This is a genomic window from Nocardioides sp., assembly GCF_036493135.1.
GTDB lineage: Bacteria > Actinomycetota > Actinomycetes > Propionibacteriales > Nocardioidaceae > Nocardioides.
In genome coordinates this window covers 41,290-59,027 of the sequence record NZ_DASXQG010000060.1, presented here as the reverse complement: position 1 = coordinate 59,027, position 17,738 = coordinate 41,290, and the positions used below count along the sequence as shown (strand labels likewise).

17 protein-coding genes are annotated in these 17,738 nt (G+C 69.7%); 5 read left to right on the top strand and 12 right to left on the bottom strand.

The features are described 5' to 3' along the window. Window positions 1-325: 325 nt before the first annotated feature. The 3 genes from VGJ24_RS10830 to VGJ24_RS10820 form a co-directional block, all read right to left on the bottom strand. A complete protein-coding gene (locus tag VGJ24_RS10830) occupies window positions 326-1,561 on the bottom strand; it encodes a hypothetical protein (RefSeq protein ID WP_331500591.1) in 1,236 nt (411 codons plus the stop codon). 166 nt (window positions 1,562-1,727) lie between these two features. Continuing rightward, a complete protein-coding gene (locus VGJ24_RS10825; protein ID WP_331500593.1) occupies window positions 1,728-2,474 on the bottom strand; it encodes an esterase family protein in 747 nt (248 codons plus the stop codon). Continuing rightward, entirely contained in the window at window positions 2,474-3,505 is a 1,032-nt protein-coding gene (locus tag VGJ24_RS10820; protein WP_331500590.1) for an alpha/beta hydrolase, read from the bottom strand. Before VGJ24_RS10820 ends, VGJ24_RS10825 begins: the two co-directional genes overlap by 1 nt. Before the next feature lie 78 nt (window positions 3,506-3,583). On the opposite strand from VGJ24_RS10820, the gene VGJ24_RS10815 reads away from it, so the two are divergent. Together VGJ24_RS10815 and VGJ24_RS10810 are read left to right on the top strand one after the other, a co-directional pair. Then, window positions 3,584-4,198 carry a hypothetical protein gene (locus VGJ24_RS10815; RefSeq protein ID WP_331500589.1) on the top strand — a complete coding sequence of 205 codons (615 nt, stop codon included), beginning with the start codon at window positions 3,584-3,586 and terminating at the stop codon, window positions 4,196-4,198. A gap of 126 nt (window positions 4,199-4,324) precedes the next feature. After that, on the top strand, window positions 4,325-5,671 hold the full coding sequence (locus tag VGJ24_RS10810) for an HNH endonuclease signature motif containing protein (RefSeq protein WP_331500588.1): 1,347 nt from the start codon (window positions 4,325-4,327) through the stop codon (window positions 5,669-5,671). 147 nt (window positions 5,672-5,818) lie between these two features. Here the strand turns inward: VGJ24_RS10810 and VGJ24_RS10805 are convergent, their stop codons facing one another. Next, complete coding sequence (locus tag VGJ24_RS10805) at window positions 5,819-6,088, bottom strand: hypothetical protein (protein WP_331500587.1); 270 nt, start codon at window positions 6,086-6,088, stop codon at window positions 5,819-5,821. 152 nt (window positions 6,089-6,240) lie between these two features. Here VGJ24_RS10805 and pgm point away from each other — a divergent pair, with 152 nt between their 5' ends. Continuing rightward, window positions 6,241-7,890: a phosphoglucomutase (alpha-D-glucose-1,6-bisphosphate-dependent) gene (gene pgm / locus VGJ24_RS10800; protein ID WP_331500586.1), complete on the top strand. Its 1,650-nt coding sequence runs from the start codon at window positions 6,241-6,243 to the stop codon at window positions 7,888-7,890. Between the two features lie 7 nt (window positions 7,891-7,897). Here the strand turns inward: pgm and VGJ24_RS10795 are convergent, their stop codons facing one another. The 3 genes from VGJ24_RS10795 to VGJ24_RS10785 are packed head-to-tail and all read right to left on the bottom strand — an operon-like array spanning window position 7,898 to window position 9,451. Further along, on the bottom strand, window positions 7,898-8,521 hold the full coding sequence (locus VGJ24_RS10795) for a CG0192-related protein (protein ID WP_331500585.1): 624 nt from the start codon (window positions 8,519-8,521) through the stop codon (window positions 7,898-7,900). A 9-nt stretch (window positions 8,522-8,530) separates the two neighbouring features. Next, on the bottom strand, window positions 8,531-8,941 hold the full coding sequence (locus VGJ24_RS10790) for a nuclear transport factor 2 family protein (protein WP_331500584.1): 411 nt from the start codon (window positions 8,939-8,941) through the stop codon (window positions 8,531-8,533). Window positions 8,942-8,980: 39 nt separating this feature from the next. Further along, complete coding sequence (locus tag VGJ24_RS10785; protein WP_331500583.1) at window positions 8,981-9,451, bottom strand: GNAT family N-acetyltransferase; 471 nt, start codon at window positions 9,449-9,451, stop codon at window positions 8,981-8,983. Between the two features lie 106 nt (window positions 9,452-9,557). Between VGJ24_RS10785 and VGJ24_RS10780 the strand changes: the two genes are divergently transcribed. After that, window positions 9,558-10,322, top strand: a complete 765-nt coding sequence (locus tag VGJ24_RS10780) for a DinB family protein (protein ID WP_331500582.1) — start codon at window positions 9,558-9,560, stop codon at window positions 10,320-10,322. Window positions 10,323-10,325: 3 nt separating this feature from the next. Here VGJ24_RS10780 and VGJ24_RS10775 read toward each other — a convergent pair whose 3' ends face one another. The 4 genes from VGJ24_RS10775 to VGJ24_RS10760 are packed head-to-tail and all read right to left on the bottom strand — an operon-like array spanning window position 10,326 to window position 15,068. Beyond that, a complete protein-coding gene (locus VGJ24_RS10775) occupies window positions 10,326-11,066 on the bottom strand; it encodes an ABC transporter ATP-binding protein (RefSeq protein ID WP_331500581.1) in 741 nt (246 codons plus the stop codon). Next, window positions 11,063-12,958 carry a branched-chain amino acid ABC transporter ATP-binding protein/permease gene (locus tag VGJ24_RS10770; RefSeq protein ID WP_331500580.1) on the bottom strand — a complete coding sequence of 632 codons (1,896 nt, stop codon included), beginning with the start codon at window positions 12,956-12,958 and terminating at the stop codon, window positions 11,063-11,065. Before VGJ24_RS10770 ends, VGJ24_RS10775 begins: the two co-directional genes overlap by 4 nt. Beyond that, complete coding sequence (locus tag VGJ24_RS10765; RefSeq protein WP_331500579.1) at window positions 12,955-13,839, bottom strand: branched-chain amino acid ABC transporter permease; 885 nt, start codon at window positions 13,837-13,839, stop codon at window positions 12,955-12,957. Before VGJ24_RS10765 ends, VGJ24_RS10770 begins: the two co-directional genes overlap by 4 nt. Continuing rightward, on the bottom strand, window positions 13,836-15,068 hold the full coding sequence (locus VGJ24_RS10760; protein ID WP_331500578.1) for an amino acid ABC transporter substrate-binding protein: 1,233 nt from the start codon (window positions 15,066-15,068) through the stop codon (window positions 13,836-13,838). Before VGJ24_RS10760 ends, VGJ24_RS10765 begins: the two co-directional genes overlap by 4 nt. A gap of 190 nt (window positions 15,069-15,258) precedes the next feature. Here VGJ24_RS10760 and VGJ24_RS10755 point away from each other — a divergent pair, with 190 nt between their 5' ends. Further along, complete coding sequence (locus VGJ24_RS10755; RefSeq protein ID WP_331500577.1) at window positions 15,259-16,806, top strand: NAD(P)/FAD-dependent oxidoreductase; 1,548 nt, start codon at window positions 15,259-15,261, stop codon at window positions 16,804-16,806. 122 nt (window positions 16,807-16,928) lie between these two features. On the opposite strand, the gene VGJ24_RS10750 is transcribed toward VGJ24_RS10755, so the two are convergent. Beyond that, window positions 16,929-17,642 carry a DedA family protein gene (locus VGJ24_RS10750; protein ID WP_331500576.1) on the bottom strand — a complete coding sequence of 238 codons (714 nt, stop codon included), beginning with the start codon at window positions 17,640-17,642 and terminating at the stop codon, window positions 16,929-16,931. Window positions 17,643-17,738: the final 96 nt, after the last annotated feature.

Here is a 17,738-nt window from a genome sequence, read left to right as displayed (position 1 = left end):
CGTCCGTTCGCACGCCGACCGGGAGTCGCCGTCGAACGGGGCCAGCAGGACCGAGGCGCGATAGCCGTTCCAGTCGAACGCCGACTCGTAGGCGCCACGGCTGTGCACGCCGTCAGCAGGTACGTCGCGCTCGCGGCTGATCCAGGTGCGCACCACTCCTGCTCGTGGCTCATGCCCCTCCTCGCGATGTCCCCACCATCTGTGACGCACGAGCATCCGGGCGTGTGGCGCGGGGTCGGGTCCGGGGCTCGGTCACTTCGGCCTCCGCCTCGGTTTCATCCCAGCCGCCTCACCCACCCAGCGTGATGAACCGACCCCCGGAGGCTCAGGACGAGGCCTGCTCCAGCAGCCACATCCCGATCAGCCCGCGGAAGTGGGCCAGGAACTGCTCGTGCTCGTGTGCGGGGTACGTCGCCTGCACGGTCTCGACGAGCAGCCGGTCGAAGTCCGAGCCGCCGACCCACTCGGCGACCAGCTCGTCGAGGTGCCCGAGGTGCTCGGCGCACCAGGCGTGGTAGTGCTCCGTCTCGAAGTGCCGGTCGGCCAGCGCCAGGTAGGCGTCGAGCTTCTCGTCGTAGGACCGGTCGGAGTCGGCGATCTCGAAGTACGTCGCCATCTCGAGGTCGAGGTTGGTGCGACGGCCGGTGACCAGGCAGTACGTCGACCACTTCACGAGGGCGCTGATCGCCCAGGGGAAGTAGTAGTGGAGCGAGGTGACCGCGACATCGGGGCAGGCGTTGGCGTAGTCGATCGGGTAGACCTCATCGCCCCTCACCAGCATCTCTGCGGAATTGAACTCCCAGTGGAAGAAGGCGTTGACGATCCGCGAGATCGCGACCGCCTGCTTCCCGGCCGACTCGGAGAGGAAGCCATGGTTGACCGCGTACCGGTCGTGCATCGGCTGCTCGGGACGGAAGTCCATCACCATCGTCTCCGGCCCGATCGAGAGGGCCCGGGCGAAGTGGTCGTACTCGACGGTCGCCTGGAGGTGCATCAACATCTCGCCGGAGTCGTCGTACGCCGTGTGCAGGTCGTGCTGGTCGTCGACCCGGCTGACGCCGCGCCACCCGCCGCCGTCGAACGGCTTCATGTACAGCGGGTAGCCCAGCTCGGCGGCGAGCACGTCGAGGTCGAAGGGCTTGTTGTACTTCTCGCTGGTGTAGGTCCAGCGGTGGTTGTCGATCGGGTTCTTGTACGGCACCAGGATCGTCGGCGGCACCTTGAGGCCGAGCCGGATCATCGCGCAGTACGCCGAGTGCTTCTCCATCGACTGGAACGTGAAGGGGCTGTTGAGCAGGTAGGTGCCGTTGACGAGCGCGGCCTTCTTCAGCCACTCGCGGGGGTGGAAGTACCAGTGGGCGAGCCGGTCGATGACCAGGCCCGTGCGCACGGGGTCGGTGAGGTCGAACGGCTCGATCGTCAAACGCTCGCTGGCGAGCCGGTGCTCGGTGTCGTCGACGTTCAGGGGGCCGACGAAGCGCAGGATCTGCTCGAACGCCTGCGGCCAGTCCTCCTCGGCCCCCAGCAGCAAACCGATCAGGTGGTCCTTCTGCGCGGGCATGCGTCGACACTAGTCATTGCCTCTGCTCGGCCGTCGAGAGCGCGTGGGTGCCGGCGTACGCCGGTCACGTCCAGCGTCCCTGGCAGCTTCGCCGACCGCGCCACCCGGCACATTGGCCGGACCCGACGGCACTCCGATGACCTCGTGTCCATCCGGGTCGGTCAGGTCAGCAGAAGCGTGGCAGGTGGTGCGCGAGCTGCTTGCGCCACCAGGGCCAGTCGTGGGAGACATCGTGCCCCCACACGTCGAGCTCGTGGGAGATGCCCTTCTCGCCGAGCAGGTGGGCCATCCGCCGCGCGCTCGGCAGCGACCCGGTCGGGTGCGTCTCCCAGGCGCCCTCGCCCACGGTCAGTACGACGTGCAGCCGCGACCGCGTCCAGTCGAGGTGGTCGCCGTGGAGGTGGGGCACGTAGTCGGTCGGGTTGGTGAAGTACGCCGAGTCCCCGCGCTCGCCCCAGCCGTGCCACGTCGACGGGTCGTAGTTGCCGGACTGGCAGATCGCCACCGGGAACAGGTCGGCGCGCTGGAGGGCGATCTGGAGCGCGTGATAGCCGCCCATCGAGCACCCGGTGACGATCGCGTCGGACGCACCGTGGCTGTCGGCGCCGACGTACGCCGCGACCTGGTCGGAGATCCAGGCCTGGTACGCCTGATGGCGCCGGGCCCGCTCCTCGATCGGCAGCCCGCGGTCGGACCAGCTGGCGTGATCGAAGCTGTCGACGCAGTAGAGCTTGACCCGACCGTCGTTGATCAGATGGGAGACGGCGCCGACCATCCCGTTGTTCTCGTAGTCCCACGCACGGCCGGCCTCGCTGGGGAACACGATCATCGGTCGGCCGTAGTTGCCGTACCGGATGACGGTGCCGGCCCGGTCGAAGCCGGGTGCGTCGAGCTCGACCTGGTGGCGTTCCATCACGCCGCCCAGACTCGCAGAAGCAGATCAGTCAGATGAGGGTCGAGGGTGTCGCGCCAGCAGGTCCAGGTGTGCCCGTCTCTCACCTCGCCCCAACCCGTCTCGACGCCGACGGCCGCAAGGTGGTCTCGCATCGCGACGTTGTTGGCGTGGTTCTCCTCGGCCGTGCCGCAGGTCAGCGTGATCGGTGGCGCACCCGGCGCCGCCCGGCTCGATGCGAGCACGCTGGCCACGAAGCCGGTCACCTCGCGCCAGTGCTCGAATCCCGACTCCTGGGGGTCGAGCTCAGGGGTGAAGAACGACCCACTCTGGAGGAACAGCCCACCGAATGTCGTCGGCGAGGTCCACGTCGCATGCAGCGCGGCCAGCGCACCGAGGCTCTGACCGATCAGCACCGGTCTCCCCTCGGTCGCGACCGCGTCGGTCAGGGCAGGCACCAGGCGGCTGGTGAGGGCGCGCGCGTACGCCGGGTTGGCGGCGTACCGCTTGTTGCGTCGTGGCCCCGCGGCGACCATTGCGACGCGCATCGGCGGCAGCGTCCCCGCGGCGACGAGCGCTGCGACGTACGCCGTGAGCCCGCCGTAGGCGTCCATCTCCGGGCCGTCGTGGCTGAGCAGGAGTGGCAACGGGTCGGTGACCGACGTGTCGACCGGCGACCAGATCTCGGCGTCGAACCGTCCCGCACCCGTCCGCGAGAGCGTCAGCGTCGCCCGGTCGCCGGGGTACGTCTCGAGCCCCAGCCACACCGGCTCGCGGTAGGCCGGCAGCGGGATCCACGAGTGGTCTCCGAACGGACCACCTGTGATCCGGGGGTTGGAGGGATCGGGCCGGAGGTCGCCGTCGACGTCCAGGAGGTACTCGAAACGGTCGACCGGCAGGCCGGACACCCGCACCTCCCAGCCGCCCTCCACCTGGTGCATCGAGGTGTCGCCGAGGTGGAGATGTGCCCAGACCGAGACGTGGGTGGCCACGTGGTCGGGATCGGCGTAGCGGACGACGACGTCCTCGCCGTCCACCTCGGTCACCAGCACCCGGAGAACCTAGCGAAGGCGACCTGCTGACGGTGCGCGAGGACTGAGCGGACCTCCGCTCGTCCTAGAGTCGAACGCATGGCGCCCGACCCGCCTCCGGAGTACGGCCCGGGCTTCCTCACCTGGTTGCGCGAGACGACAGAGGCCGCGTGGGCCAACGTCGAGGAGCCCTCGCTCGACGACTTCCGGAGCGCAGGCTTCATCGGGGCCACGTGGCGGCGAGGCACTCGCTGGACCGGCCCACTCGACGACGAGACGATCACACAGCTCGAACGGCGCTTCGGGGTTCACTTCCCGCCGGACTACCGACTGCTCCTGCAGACCCTGCACAGCACGACACCCTGGCGGCGCGGTGCTCATGACGGCACCGTCGACCTCGTCGAGTACCGGGCTCCGGGCTTCTACGACTGGCTGCACGAGGGCACGTGCATCCGGGCCCGGATGCAGGCCGTTGCCGACAGGTCGGAGTTCGCCGAGGAGCTCGACCTCCACTACGGCGGCCGTCGCTGGCTGGAGGGCGGGCCCTCGCCGCAGCTCCTCCCGATCTACGCCCACCGTTACGTCGTCGACGACGACTCCCAGTGGGTGCTCTCGATCGTCGGCGGCGACGCGATCGTGTACGGCGAGAACCTCCGCGCGTACCTCCTCGCCGAGCTCGACGACGTGCTGAAGGCGAGCGAGGACCGACCCTGACCCTGAGGATGGCAACGCGGGCGTCGTGAGCGTTCATCGACCGAGGTTGGTGGCCCGGGAGATCGGGTTTCCACAGGGTGAGGAAGGCTCTTGCCAGATCGAACGTGCGTTCGGTACCATCTATGTATGGCCATCTTGGTACTCGAGCCGGCGCCGGTTCCGGCGCGGGCGACCGAGCTGCGCCCGGGTGGCCGCAGGCCCGATGACATGGTGGCCGACGCGACGGCGTGCCTGGCGCTGGCCGCCGAGGCGCCGGTCCAGGAGATGGGCGACGAGGCGCTCGGCACCGTGATCGCGGGCCTGGCCCAGCTGGAGTCGCGGGCCGCGGCGCTGCGGATGTCGCTGTCGACCGAGGCCGACCAGCGCCGGGTGTCGGGCCGGACCGCGGAGACCGGGACCGATGCCTGGCTCGCCCGGCTGACCGGCACCACCCGCGGCCAGGCCGCCGGCGCGCTACGGATCGCCCGGCTCCTGACCGAGAAGTACACCACCACCCGAGCTGCGTTCGCCGCCGGAGAGCTACGCCTCGAGCAGGTCAAGGTGATCGTGCACGCCGCCGAGCAGGCCCCCGCCGAGGCAACCACGGCCCAGATCGCCCAGGCCGAGCAGTGGCTGGTCGCCCAGGCAACCGGGACCGGCACCCGCACCGGCCAGGGCATCGACGCCACCCGGTTGCGCCACACGGCCCGGCGGATGTTCGCACGCATCGACCACGACCTGGCCGACCGGCACGAAGCGATCCTGCTCGGCCGGGAGACCCGCTCCGCCGAAGCCGAGACCTTCCTGGCCCTGCACGACAACGGCAACGGCACCTTCTCCGGGAAGTTCCTGATCTCCGAGCTGCACGGTCACCTGCTCACGCAGGCCCTGGACCGCCTCACCTCCCCACGCCGGCTGTGCCGCGACCGGTCCGGGCAGGTGGTGGTCGACGAGACCGCACCCGGCACCGGCTACGGCGCGAACATCTACGAGACCCACGGCGCCGCCCTCTGCGAGCTGATCGAGCACCTGCCCACCACCGGCTGGCCCGGACACGCCGGCAACGGCTGCGAGGTCATCGTCAAGCTGGATCTCGACGCCCTGCGCACCGGGATCGGTGTCGCCGGGCTGGACACCGGCGTCGTGCTCACCGCCGGTGAGGCCCGCCGACTGGCCTGTAGCGCCGGGATCATCCCCGCGGTCCTCGACGGGCCCTCGATGCCACTCGACCTGGGTCGCTCCCGCCGCTTGCACAACCGCAGCCAACGGCGCAGCTACGCCCTGATCCACGACACCTGCGCCATCGCGGGCTGCACCCGCCCCTTCGCCTGGTGCGAGATCCACCACCACCGCATCCCTTGGAGCAGAGGCGGACCCACCGATCTCGACAACGGCCTCCCCCTCTGCGGACACCACCACCGCCGGGTCCACGACACCCACTTCGACCTCCGACCACGACCCGACGGCGAATGGACCTTCCACCGGCGAACCTGACCATCGGTGCGAGCCGACAGGGACGCGGGCAAGAAGGAGAAGCCGAACCCGTGGCCCCCGGTTGTTGGAAAGGTCGTTCTGCGACCGTCTCGACATCACCGCTCGTTGCCGGGGACCTGGGCACCGACACCGCGTTTCGACGCGCGGTCAGTCGTATATGCGCTCGGTGCTGGTGAACAGGGCGGAGGAGGCCTTGAGCGCGGGCTGCCCACCCAGGTGGGCACAGAGCACCTGAGAGTCGGGACCGAGGTCGCGCTGGCGCACCAGGTGTCGGTCCTGGCCGGCGAACCCGGCGATGATCCCCGCGTGGGTCGAACCGGTCACGGTGCACACGACGATGCCGTCGAAGAAGACCTCGAGCTCGCGCTCCTGCTCCGCCACCTCCTGGGCCCAGGGCGCGAACCCCAGTCGGTCCACGATGACGTGGGCGTCCTGGAGCCGGGGGCGACGACGGTGGCGGTGGTCATTCCGGCAAGGATTCGGCGCATCCTCGGATGCGTAGGGGTTCTCGCCCCGATCCGGATCACGTGCGCCTCCTCAACGAGCGGTGCAGAGGGCAGGATGGCGACATGGCCGACCCGCGCGCAGGAACCCTCGCCCAACCCTCGGACCTGGTGGACGTCGCGCACCTGGTGACGGCGTACTACACGCTCGAGCCGGACCCGGACTCCGACGACTGGGTCGACCAGCAGGTCGCGTTCGGGACCAGCGGTCACCGCGGGAGCAGCCTCGACGTCGCGTTCAACGAGGTGCACATCGCCGCGACCACACAGGCGATCTGCGACTACCGCAAGGAGCAGGGGTACGACGGGCCGCTGCTGATCGGTCGCGACCCGCACGCGCTGTCGGAGCCGGCCTGGGCGACGGCGATCGAGGTGCTGGTCGCCAACGACGTGGAGGTGTGGGTCGACGACGAGGACGGGTACACGCCGACGCCGGCGGTCTCGCGCTCGATCCTCGCGGTCAACCAGGGCCGCACGACCGGCAGCGGCCTGGCCGACGGGATCGTGGTCACGCCGAGCCACAACCCGCCGTACGACGGAGGCTTCAAGTACAACCCTCCCCACGGCGGCCCGGCCGACGCCGATGCGACGAGCGTGATCGCCGCGCGGGCCAACGAGCTGATCCGTGCCAACCTCGAGGGGGTCCGCCGGATCGCCTTCGCCCGGGCCCGGAAGTCCTGCTTCCCCCACGCGTTCCTCGGCGAGTACGTCGCAGACCTGCCGAACGTCGTGGACATCGACGCGATCAGGAGCGCCGGAGTGCGCATCGGTGCCGACCCCCTGGGTGGGGCGAGCGTGGCCTACTGGCAGCGGATCGCCGACGTCCATCGCCTCGACCTGACCGTGGTCAACCCGCTCGTCGACCCGACGTGGCGGTTCATGACCCTCGACTGGGACGGCAAGATCCGGATGGACTGCTCGTCGCCGCACGCGATGGCGTCGCTGATCGGGCGGAAGGACGAGTACCAGATCGCGACCGGCAACGACGCCGACGCCGACCGGCACGGGATCGTCACACCCGACGCGGGCCTGATGAACCCCAACCACTACCTGTCCGTCGCCATCGCCTACCTCTTCAGCGGGAACCGGCCGGACTGGCCGGAGGCGGCGCGGATCGGCAAGACCCTCGTGTCGTCGTCGATGATCGACCGGGTCGCCGAGTCGCTCGGCACGCCGATGGTCGAGGTGCCGGTCGGCTTCAAGTGGTTCGTGCCCGGGTTGATCGACGGCTCGTTCGGCTTCGGTGGCGAGGAGTCGGCCGGAGCCTCGTTCCTGCGTCGCGACGGGACGGCGTGGACCACCGACAAGGACGGCATCATCCTCGACCTGCTCGCCTCCGAGATGCTCGCGGTCAGCGGTACGACGCCCAGCGAGCTCTACCAGCAGCTGGTCTCCTCGCACGGCGACCCGGCGTACGCACGGGTGGACGCACCCGCCAACCGCGAGCAGAAGGCGAAGCTCGCCGCCCTCTCCCCCGGCGACGTGACCGCTACCGAGCTGGCCGGCGAGAAGATCACCGACAAGCTCACCGAGGCGCCCGGGAACGGTGCCGCGATCGGCGGCCTCAAGGTGGTCACCGAGAACGCCTGGTTCGCGGCCCGGCCGAGCGGCACCGAGGACGTCTACAAGATCTACGCCGAGTCCTTCCGCGGCCCGGACCACCTCGCCGAGGTGCAGGAGGCCGCCCGCGAGGTCGTGTCAGCGGCCCTGGGTTGACCAGCGATCACTGTCGGAGGGCGGCGAGCACGCCGAGATCCTGCCCGCCGGCACTGCCCGTCAAGGTCGCCTCGCCCTCGACCGGCGTCCCGACCACGCGGGCGAGCGAGATGGTCAGCGGCCCGGCGGCGATCGTCGTGATCGGGCCGTCGTCGGTGACGGCGTCGACCGACGCCAGGGGCGGCACGTCGGCGCCGGGAGATCCCGAGCCCCGCACCTCCATCCGCGGCGGTACGTCGACCAGCTCGCCGTCGCGCTCGATCACCATCTGCGCCTGGGTGCCACCGGTGAGGATGGCGGTCGCCACTGTCGACGCCCAGATCGGGTCGGCGCACCCGTCGTACACCCAACGGGATCCCAGGGCGCTGTGGTCCGTCGTCCCGACCAGGAAGTCGTCGGCTCCGGCCAGGCGGGCGGCCCGGTAGGTGAACGGCACCTGGAGGACCGCGCCGCCGTCGGTCCGCCAGAGGATCGTCTCGACGCCCACCTCACCGGCCGGGTCGTCGAAGCGGTACTCGGCGAGCTTCTCGACCGACGTCACCCCCGAGGCCCAGCTGCGCGACGGCAGCCAGGCCTCGAGGAGTTCCTGCTTGGTGGGGTCGAGCGTGGCGCGGAAGTAGACGAAGCCCATGCCCGGAATCTACGACCCCGTGACGGTCGCCTCGTTGTCGGCATGGCGGTGCACGACCCGCCACGTGCCCTCCTCACGCCGGTAGACCTGTGTCACCCGCAGCACGTAGTCACGTGGCTCGCCGTTGACGGTGGTCGTCGTGTGCTCGCGGTGGACCGTGTAGGCCAGATCGCCGCTGACTCCGTGCGCCACCATCGAGATCCGGCCCTCCTCGACGTCGGCGAACGACTGCTCGAGGCGCCGGAAGACCTCACGCGCCTCGTCGGCATCCGTGGCGTTCATCCAGGCACCGAAGAGCGTGACCGGTTCGTGGGTCGACCAGGTCTCGAACCGTGGTCGGGCATCGCCGTTGTGCAGCGCCATCTCGGCGTCGTGCCAGGTGGTCTCGAACCAGTGCCGGAACTCGGCATCGTCATCCATCGCTCCTCCTCACAACGCTCCTCGTCCCAACGCTCCTCCTCACAACGGGAGCGCCGCGACGACCTCGCCCTCGTGGCGGTCCCCGGTCGGGACGAAGCCCAGGGCGGCGTAGAAGCCGGACGGGTCGCCCTCGCCCTCGCCGTAAGACGTGAGCAGCTCGGTTGCTCCCTCGGGCCGGATCACCTCCGCGACGGCGTCGATCACGGCGCGGCCGTACCCGTTGCCCTGCTGGTCGGCGGAGATCATCAGCTTCCACAGGAACCACGGTCCGACCAGCGTCGGGTCGGGCGGGTCCGGCCGGAGGTCCCAGCTCAGCATCACGAAACCCACGGGAGCGCCGTCGACGTAGACGCCGCGTGGCCACGGATTCGCCTCGGGGTACGCCGCCGCGTCCCGGAGCGCGTCGTCCACCGTGCCGCCGACATACTTCCGCTGCTCGGCCGGCAGCAGGATCGACGCCCTCAGCTCCTGGAGAACAAGGTCATCGATCTCGCGCAGGTCCACCTCCATGGCAGGAGGCTAGGGCGGGATGGCCGGGTTCGGCGTCCGCCACAGGGACGACCCCGGTCACGGTTCCGGACGTGATCCGTCCGCAAGGTGACCTAGCCTGGCCGCCATGAGCGACCAGCTGCACGACCTCTCCGATACGACTTTCGAGCGCACGCGCCTGCGCGAAACACGTTTCAGCTGGATCGACCTCTCGGGCGCATGGGTCCGACACGCCGGACTTCGCGACGTACGGATGCGTGGGGTCGAGCTGACCGACGTCGAGATCGACGGTGAGCTCGAGAACGTCGTGATCAACGGCGTCGACGTCGCGCCCCTGATCGAGGCGGAGCTCGCACGCCGCGATCCCGACTACGCGAAGATGAAGCCGAAGACCGCCGACGACTTCCGCGAGGCCTGGGACATCCTCGAACGCCTCTGGGCGGAGACCGTCGACCACGCACGGTCCCTGGACCCCGAGCTCCTCCACGAGCGCGTCGACGACGAGTGGTCGTTCATCGAGACCTTGCGACACCTCTGCTACGCCACCGACGCGTGGATCGGCCGGGTCTACCTCGGCGACCCCGACCCGTGGTCGCCCCTCGACCTGCCGTTCGACACCCTCCGCGACCTGCAGTGGCGCCACGACGAGGCCATCCGCCCGACGCTCGACGAGGTGCTGGCCCTGCGCGCCGACCGGCAGGCGACCGTACGCCGCGTCCTCGCCGACCTGACCGACGCCGACCTGGAGGGGCAGACGACTCCGGTCGAGGGCGAGGGCTGGCCGCCGGCCGACAGTTACCCGGTGGCCGAGGCGCTGGGGATCGTGGTCAACGAGGAGTGGCACCACCGGCGCTTCGCCGAGCGTGATCTCACGACGCTCGGGGGCCGGTAGCCGTCAGGAGGACCGCGCCCGCGCCTGCCCGCCGAAGTACATCGCCGCGAGCTCCGGGTCGTCGAGGATCGACGCCGCGTCGCGCTGGGTGACGACCTTGCCGCTCTCCATCACGATGCCGTGGGTCGCCAGACGCATCCCGAAGCGGACGTTCTGCTCGACGACGAGGATCGTCTTGCCGCCCTCCTTGAGGACCATCACCGAGTCGTAGACCGTCCGCAGCGCCTTGGGGTCGAGGCCGAGCGACGGCTCGTCCAGCAGGAGGAGTACCGGGTCCAGCATCAGGGACCGGGCGAACTCCACCATCCGTCGCTGGCCGCCGGACAGGTTGCCCGCGTGCTGGTGGCTGCGCTCGGCGATGATCGGGAACAGATCGGCGATCTGGTCGTAGCGCTGCTTCACCAGCGTCTTCTGGCGCCTGATGATGTAGGCGCCGAGCAGGACGTTCTCGCGCACGGTCATGTGGGGGAAGAGCGCGTCGGACTGCGGCACCTGGGAGATGCCGCGGCCCAGGATGTGGGCGGCCGAACGGTTGTCGATGCGCTCACCCTCGAGGTGGATCTCGCCACGCCTCGGCGCCAGCAGGCCGCTGATCGTCTTCAGGACCGTGGACTTGCCGGCACCGTTCGGCCCGACGATGCAGGCCACCGACCCCCTGGGGACGCCGATCTCGACGCCCTGCAGCACGTCGCCGCCGCCGTACCCGGCGACCACGCCGGAGAGCCGCAGGAGGTCGTCGCTCATCGGTTCTTCGCCTCCAGGGGTACGTCGCCGGGCGTCGCCGCCTCTGCGGCCTCGAGCACGAAGTCGTCACCGAGGTAGGCGTCGACGACGGCCGGGTCCTTCTGGATCTCGTCGGGGGTGCCCGAGGCCATCGTCCGGCCGCGGCCCAGCACGTGCACCGGGTCGCACAGGCCGAGCACGAACGGCATGTTGTGCTCGACGATCAGGAACGTCTTCCCGTAGGAGTTCAGCTCGCGGATCATCTCCGACATCCGGTCGATCAGGACCGGGTTGATGCCACCCGCCGGCTCGTCGAGCAGGATCAGCTTCGGGTCGAGCATCAGCACCTGCGCCAGCTCCACGAGCTTCTGCTGGCCGTAGGAGAGGGCTCGCGCCTTCTGGTCCCTGAACGCCAGCATCCCGACGTACTCCAGGAGCTCCTCGGCGGCCTTGGCCTCGGGGCCGCTGACCGCGATCCGGCCGAGCTGACCCCACGAGAAGGAGCGCTGCGCGGCCACGACGTTCTCCAGCACCGTCATCTCGCGAAACAGCCGGGTGATCTGGAAGGTGCGCCCGAGGCCGCGGTGGGCGCGGGCCCACGACGACAACCGGTCGATGCGTTCGCCGGCCAGGCGGATCTCACCACCGTCGGCGTGGATGGTGTTGTCGATCAGGTTGAACAACGTGGTCTTGCCCGACCCGTTGGGCCCGATCAGGCCGGTGATCGAGCCTTCCTGGACGATGAACGAGGCATCGTCGACCGCCTTGAGCCCGCCGAACGTCTTGCGCAGGTCCCTGACCTCGAGAAGGGGTGTGGGATCAGGCGCGCTCTCACGGTCGACCAGGGAGAGCCGCGCGGTCAGCGAGGCGAGACTGCCGCCGGTGCCGATGCGGGCCCCGACCGGACCGGCCCTGCCCCGCGTCCGCAGCCAGCTCAGCATCGACTCGATCGCGGGCAGCACACCCTGCGGCAGGAAGAGCACGATCACCACGAGCAGGCCACCGAAGATCAACAGCTTGGTGTTCCCACCGCCGAGGTTGTTGTTGGCGTACTCGTTCAGCGGCTCGACGATGAACGCACCGAGCACGGGCCCCCAGAGCGTCGCCTTCCCGCCGACCAGGAGGGCCAACATCGTCTCGACGCTGAGCAGGATGTTGAACATGCCGCGCGGGTCGATGAAGGTCAGGTAGTAGCCGTAGACCCCGCCGGCGACGCCGACCAGCACCGAGCTGGCGACGAACGCGATCATCTTCTCGACCGGCAGGTTGATGCCGATCGTGGCGGCCTTGGTCTCGTCCTCGCGAATGGCCACCAGGCCGGTGCCGAGCTTGGTACGCCGGATCCACCAGCACAGCAGCAGCTGCAGGGTCAGGATCCCTAGCAACGCGTAGTAGAACGGCCAGTTCATGATGTCCGGGTTCCAGGTCGGGATCGGCAGGCTGAGTCCCTCGGTGCCACCACTGAGCGACCGCCAGTTGATCGCGATCACCTGCACGAGGAACAGGAACGCCACGGTGATGATCACGAAGGACGGTCCGCTCGCCCGCAGTGCGACGAGGCCGAGCACGAGCGCGACCACCCCGGCGGTCACGCCGGCCAGCGGCATCCACAGCCAGACGTTGGTGTCCGGGTGGTGGGTGGCGAGGACGCCGACGGTGTAGCCACCCAGGCCGACGAACGCGCCCTGGCCGAGCGAGACGTAGCCCGCCAGCCCGGTGATGATGCTCAGCCCGCTCGCCGCGATCGCGAAGACCAGCGAGAGGATGATCATGTTCTGGTAGTAGAGGTTGTCGCTGAGGATCGGGTAGAGCACCAGCAGGACGCCGGCGACGAGCGCGATGAGGCGACCGAGCCAGATCGGGTTCAGCGCCTGACCCCTGCCGGGCGCCGGCTCGGCCGTGGCGGCACTCACGCGGTCACCGCGTCGTCACGCAGGCGGGTGCCGAGCAGGCCCTGCGGGCGGATCAGCAGCACGAAGAACACGATCGCGTAGGGGACGGCGGTCGCCCACGCCGGCGAGATGTAGACCGCGGTCACGGTCTCGGCGATGCCGAAGACCAGGGCCGACAGCACCGCACCCTCGAGGCTGCCGAGGCCGCCGAGCACCACGATCGCCAGGAGGCGCGCGATCCAGAGGTAGTGGGAGCCGGGCACGAACGGGTAGAGCACGCCGGTGATCGCGCCACCCGCTCCAGCCGCGGCCAGCCCGAGCCCGAAGACCAGCGCCGCCACCGAGGTCACCTTGATCCCGACCAGCTCGGCCGAGGAGGGGTTGGCGGCCGCCGCCCGGATGGCCCGGCCGAGCCAGGTCTTGGTGAGGATCAGCCACAGGGCCAACAGGACGAGGACCGCCAGCACTCCGCCGTACACCTGGGCCTCGGGCAGGAACACGTTTCCGACATGGAACGCCCGGTCGACGTACGACGGGCGGATCGACGTCGAGTCGTTGCCCCAGATCTCGCCCATGGCCCCCTCGACCACCAACGCCAACCCGAAGGTCAGCAGCACCGTCGACGACATCGGTGCGTGCCGGATCGGGCGGACCAGCAGCCGGTAGGTCACCCAGCCGAGGCCGAAGACCACCGGCGTCGTGATCAGCACCCCCAGCAAGGGATCCAGCCCGAGCTGGTTCCACAAGGTGTAGGTGATGAACGCGCCGAGGATCATGAAGGCACCGTGCGCGATGTTGATCACCCGCATCACCCCGAAGATCAGGGTGAGGCCGCTGGCGACCAGGGCGTAGATGCCACCGACCAACAGGCTGAGGACGAGGGTCTGGACGAGCTCGGTCACGACCCCGGGTGCCAGCCCACCTCGGCCTTGGCGGTCGCGACCTCGGCGGGCAGTACGACCTCCGCCGTGCCGTTCTGCCACTGGCCGATCAGGAAGTCACTCTGCGGAGCACCCGTGTCGTCCCACGACAGGGGTCCGAGGATGGTGTCGACCGTGTGCGCGTGGAGCCAGTCCGCCAGCTTCCCCTGGTCGTCGATGCTGCCCACCGCCTCCACCGCCGCCTGCATGACCTGAGCAGCAGCGTAGGCGTCAGCCGCGTCCTCGGGCGGAATGGCCTGACCGAACATCTTGGTGTACTCCGCCACGAACTCCTTGTTGCCCGGGGTGTCCGCGTCGGGCGAGTAGCTCACGGCATACATGACGCCCTCGGTGTTCTCCTCACCGACCGCCTTGACGTACTGGTCGGCGAACGACGGCGTGCTGGTCTCGTAGAACATCTTCGGGGTCCAGCCGGACTTCAGCATCGCGCGGGTCAGCCCGACGCCGTCCTCGAACGTCGCGCCGTGCACGACCAGGTCGGGGTTGGCCGACTTCATGGCCGCGACGATGCTGTCGAAGTTCTTGGTGTCGATCGCGTAGGTCGTCTTGTAGACCGTCTTGATGCCGGCCGCCTCGAGCACCTCGCGGATCCCCTCGACGTTCGGCGCAGCGAACGGGTCGTCCAGGGTCGGGTACGCCGCGGTCTTCGGCCTCTGGTCCGGCGGGAGGTTCTTCACCCAGTCGGCGAAGACCAGACCCTGCTTGTCAGCAGTGGCCTGCTGGGCGAAGAAGATGTACTTGTAGCCGCGGTTGAACATGTCGGGCGAACCGCCCGCAGGCTCGACGTACAGCATCCGGTTCTTCTCCGCGACCGACGACGCCGGGAGGTTGAGCAACGAGGAGAAGGTGCCGAGCAACAGGTCGACCTTGTCCTGGCTGATCAGAGCGTTGTAGTCCGAGACGATGGTGTTCTGGTTGGACGCGTCGTCCTTGATGGTGAGCTTGACCTGCTTGCCGAGCAGCCCGCCGTTGGCGTTGGTCAGGGACTGCCAGACCTCGTACCCCTGCTTGGCCGCCGAGCCCGGCTCCGAGAAGTCGCCCGTCAAGGGGAGGGACGCGCCGATCGTCAGGTCGCCGCCGCTGTCGCCGCTGCCACTGCTGCTGGAGTTGCCGCAGGCGGCCAGCCCCAGGGACATCACTCCGACGAGGGCCGCGGCCTTCCAGCCGTGGCGGATGGAGACGTGGGCCATGCTTCCTCCTCGATAGAGCCGCAATCGATTGCGGTTGCGCCAGTCTTGTGACTGGCACCACACGTGTCAAGCATCGTGCGGCAAATCGTTGTCCGAGCGTGCGCGCCCCGAGTGTCAGATCTGGCGGTTCGGGCCCCGCCCTTGCAAACGGTTGTGGTGTTCTGCCAACCTGCGGCGAGGAGGGATGGCGATGACCGGGAACGATCTGCCGGAGCGCGCCGAGGTCGTGGTGGTCGGCGCCGGCCACAACTCGCTGGTCTGCGCGGCGTACCTGGCCAAGGCCGGGCTCGAGGTCCTGGTGCTCGAGGCCGGCCCGACCGTCGGCGGGAACACCCGCACCGAGGAACTGACCCTTCCGGGCTTCGCGCACGACTCGTGCAGTAGCGCGCACGTGCTGATCCAGAACAACCCCCTGATCCGCGACGACGAGCTCGGCCTGGTCTCCGACTATGCCCTGCGCTACCTCACCACCGATCCCGCGGTGGTCCTCCCCCAGCCCGGTGGCGACGTGCTGGTCATGCACCCGGACCTCGACACGACGTGCGCCGAGCTCGCCCGTTGGTCCGACCGCGACGCAGCGGCGTTCCGCTCGATGATCGAGACCTGGCGCGGCGGGCTCGCAGCTGCCCACGGGCGGTGGAGCTCGCACCTCCCGCAGCCGCGCGACGGGATCACCGGCGCGTACCTGCAGCTCCGCGAGCGCAGCGCCTGGGACGTCGTGCACGAGACCTTCGAGCACCCCGTGGTGCGGTCATTCGTGCTCTGGATGGCGATGGCCACCATCCAGGACCCGCGCCGACCCGGCACCGGCTTCCTGCCGTCGTCCTTGTCAGCGGGACGGGTCGACTTCGGCTGGACCACGCCGGTGGGCGGGAGCCAGGCGCTCCCGGACGCACTCGTCCGGCTCATCCAGGACCACGGGGGCCGAGTCGTCTGCTCGGCGCCCGTCGCCGAGGTCGAGGTGGACGGCTCCGGGGCGCGGGCCGTGATCACCGCCGACGGCCGGCGGGTGGAGGTGGGAAGGGCCCTGGTCGCGGGCGGCCATCTCGCCCGGCTGGCCGAGATGGTGACCGGGGCCGAGCCGCCCGCCGACCTCGTCGCGGCCCGCGACAGCTGGCAGCCGGGGCTCTCGGTCCTTGCGGTCCACGCGGCGCTGAGGTCCGACCTGGCGTACGGCACGGCCGGCATGGCGTCGACGGCCGCCGGCTACGGCACGACCGAGGGGATGGCCCGGCAGGTCGACCGGCACGACGCCGGCGAGCTCGAGACCGAGGACCCATGGCTGCTCGTGGTCAACCAGACCGTCGCCGATCCGGACCGCGCGCCCCACGGTGCGACGTTCAAGATCCTCACCATCGCGCCGTACGAGCTCGCCGACGGCCGGTCGTGGTCCGAAGCCAAGGAGGCGTACGGCGCGCGCCTGGTCTCGTTGGTCGCGGCCCGGTGCTCGGGCCTCGACGCGGCGGACATCTTGTCGATGCGCACCGAGTCTCCGGTCGATGTCGCGGGCCACAACCCGCACAACCTCGGCGGCTCGTGCCACGGTGGCGAGTTCAGGGTCGACGGTCGGGTCGTGCCCGGGTGGATCCGCTACGACACCGACATCCCCGGACTCTTCGTCACCGGCGCGACGACGCACCCCGGCGGCTCGGTCTCGGGTCGCCCCGGTCGCAACGCCGCACGAAGGGTCCTCACCTCACTCGGACTCGATCCGCTCGACGTGATGGGGCCAGGCTGATCTGACCAACTGTGCGCACCGGCCTCGTCCCGGTCGATCGCGCCTCCAGACCACCAGGTTTCGCGCGCTGTGGAAGGCAAGGCCTGCGTCGAGCGGCGCCATGGAGCGCAGCTCCGGACGCGTCACTTGATTGCGCGACGACGTCTCCGAGCCTGGACGCCGATCAACACCAGCACCACCGCGATGGTCAGGACCATGGAGTAGTGGTCGATCCGGTGGACCACGTCGACGGCCGGCTTGCCGACCGCATACCCCAGACCGACAATCGGGCCGACCCACAGCAGCGTGCCGACGACGTCCAGAGCCAAGAAGGTGCGCAGACGCATCCCCGACAGACCAGCGGCCACGTAGATCAGCAGCGACGGCAGCGGGAGGTAGTAGGCCAGCAAGACGGCCGCCGGACCGAACCGCTCAGCCATCCGCTCGAGCCGGGCGGCCCGCGCTTTGCGTCTCGCCACGCCACGCGGCGACGGGTCCCGGCCCAGGATCAGGTGCAGTGCGCGGTCACCCCACCGCCGACCTGCCCACCAGAAGACCCAGTCGAACATCATCGAGCCGGGCACACCGGCCACCACCGCGAACCACAACGGCAGCTCGCCCAGCCGACTGTGAGCCCCGACCGTCACCTCGGCCAGGGTCGACCCGCTGACTATCTCCAGCAGCAACGGGTGCGACCCGATCAGGGTCGGGACGAGCGGCCACAACGCGAGCGAGTACGCGGCGTACAGGCCGAGCAGCAGCACGATCGTGATGTCCGCCCGCCCGGCGACTTCACCCCATGGCGTGGGCACCCGGCGCCGCGCGTGCGGCTGCGGGCCATCCGTGGCGAGGGTCATCGCGTCGAGTGTCCCACCCGTCAGGTCACTCCACTCGGTGCGAGGCGTCGCAAGACGTCATCCGGTCGGTGCCATCCATGGCTCGCCTCGTATGAG

Coding starts and splice junctions, on each gene's coding strand:
- VGJ24_RS10830 (WP_331500591.1), bottom strand. CDS start 1,561: ATGCCCGCGCAGAAGGACCACCTGATCGGTTTGCTGCTGGGGGCCGAG.
- VGJ24_RS10825 (WP_331500593.1), bottom strand. CDS start 2,474: ATGGAACGCCACCAGGTCGAGCTCGACGCACCCGGCTTCGACCGGGCC.
- VGJ24_RS10815 (WP_331500589.1), top strand. CDS start 3,584: ATGGCGCCCGACCCGCCTCCGGAGTACGGCCCGGGCTTCCTCACCTGG.
- VGJ24_RS10810 (WP_331500588.1), top strand. CDS start 4,325: ATGGCCATCTTGGTACTCGAGCCGGCGCCGGTTCCGGCGCGGGCGACC.
- pgm (WP_331500586.1), top strand. CDS start 6,241: ATGGCCGACCCGCGCGCAGGAACCCTCGCCCAACCCTCGGACCTGGTG.
- VGJ24_RS10795 (WP_331500585.1), bottom strand. CDS start 8,521: ATGGGCTTCGTCTACTTCCGCGCCACGCTCGACCCCACCAAGCAGGAA.
- VGJ24_RS10790 (WP_331500584.1), bottom strand. CDS start 8,941: ATGGATGACGATGCCGAGTTCCGGCACTGGTTCGAGACCACCTGGCAC.
- VGJ24_RS10785 (WP_331500583.1), bottom strand. CDS start 9,451: ATGGAGGTGGACCTGCGCGAGATCGATGACCTTGTTCTCCAGGAGCTG.
- VGJ24_RS10780 (WP_331500582.1), top strand. CDS start 9,558: ATGAGCGACCAGCTGCACGACCTCTCCGATACGACTTTCGAGCGCACG.
- VGJ24_RS10775 (WP_331500581.1), bottom strand. CDS start 11,066: ATGAGCGACGACCTCCTGCGGCTCTCCGGCGTGGTCGCCGGGTACGGC.
- VGJ24_RS10760 (WP_331500578.1), bottom strand. CDS start 15,068: ATGGCCCACGTCTCCATCCGCCACGGCTGGAAGGCCGCGGCCCTCGTC.
- VGJ24_RS10755 (WP_331500577.1), top strand. CDS start 15,259: ATGACCGGGAACGATCTGCCGGAGCGCGCCGAGGTCGTGGTGGTCGGC.
- VGJ24_RS10750 (WP_331500576.1), bottom strand. CDS start 17,642: ATGACCCTCGCCACGGATGGCCCGCAGCCGCACGCGCGGCGCCGGGTG.